1 protein-coding gene is annotated in these 1,325 nt (G+C 63.6%); it reads right to left on the bottom strand.

Features of this window, described 5'->3' with window-relative positions; all coding sequences use genetic code 11:
- Nucleotides 1-232 precede the first annotated feature (232 nt).
- Nucleotides 233-1,325: ABC transporter permease (locus B3D39_RS13645; protein WP_286789800.1), on the bottom strand; the 1,093-nt coding region annotated here is incomplete at its 5' end.

Genomic DNA, 1,325 nt, shown 5'->3' with positions numbered 1-1,325 from the left:
CCGGGAGCAGCCAGCCGCATGAGAACGACCAGCCGACGCTGGGGCTCGTCTATTGCATCGCCATGCAGGGTATCTACCCGAGCTTCGACTGAAAAATCCGCGCGCCCCGCGAGGCGCGCGGCTTGCAAGCGAAGGGGCGGCCGCAGAGCGGCGCGCCCCTTTTTCTTTGGAGGAGGTGCCGAGAGAGATCGTGGCGCTCTCCGGTCTGATTTGAAAGCCGTGCCGAAGCGGCTCAGTCCAGCGTCTGTCGGTAGCGCAGCATCGAGATCAGCATGATCACCACGCCGATGATGAAGATCGCCCGCAAGTCGCCGGTGATGTCGGCCAGATGGGCGCCTTTGAGCATCACCTTGCGCACGATCCGCAGGAAATGCGTAGCGGGGATCGCCGAGCCGATCACCTGCGCCCAGCCGGGCATGCCTGCGTAGGGGAACATGAATCCCGACAGCAGGATCGTGGGCAGGATCGTCATGAAGCTCGCCTGCATCGCCTGCATCTGGGTGCGCACGAGGGTCGAGATCAGGAAGCCGAGGGCGAGGTTCACTACGATGTAGAGGTTGAAGCCGATGAAGAAGGCCAGTCCCGATCCGAGGAACGGCACCCCGAACAGAAGCTTCCCGGCGATCAGGAACACGACGGTCTGGATGTAGCCGATCACGACATAGGGCAGGATCTTGCCCAGCATCACCTCAAGCGGCCGGACCGGCGTCGCGATCAGGGTTTCCATCGTGCCGCGCTCTGTCTCGCGCACGATCGCGATGGCGGTGATCAGCACCATCGTCATCGCGAGGATCACGGCGATCAGGCCGGGCACGATGTTCAGCGAGGTTTTGCTCGCCGGGTTGAATTGCTTGTGCACCACGACCGAGAAGGGCGGCGGTTGCCCTGCGACCGGGGCGAGGGGGCCCTGGAAGGTCTGCTTCACCGCAGTGTCGATGATCCCCGACAGCGCGCCGACAGCGGTGCCCACAGCCGTCGGATCGGACGCGTCGGCGCTGACGAGAAGCTTTGGCGACAGGCCCCGCACGATGTCGCGCTCGAAATTGGGCGGAATGACCACGACGAAATTCGCGGTGCCGTCGCGGAGCGCCTGATCGCCTTCCTCGGCGCTGGTCACGATGCCCTCGAATTTGAAGTAATCCGAGGTCTCCATGCCCGACAGCACCGCGCGCGCCACCGGGCTTTCATCGGCCATCTCGATCAGGGTGGGCAGGTGGTGCGGGTCGGAATTGATGATGTAGCCGAACATGACCAGCTGCAGGATCGGGATGCCGATCATCATCGCGAAGGTCATCCGGTCGCGCCGCATCTGGATGAATTCCTTG

It is taken from the genome of Thioclava sp. UBA3469 (assembly GCF_002378135.1).
GTDB classification, from domain to species: domain Bacteria; phylum Pseudomonadota; class Alphaproteobacteria; order Rhodobacterales; family Rhodobacteraceae; genus Thioclava; species Thioclava sediminum.
Note: the sequence above shows the minus strand (reverse complement) of the source record. Positions and strands in the feature narration are given on the sequence as shown.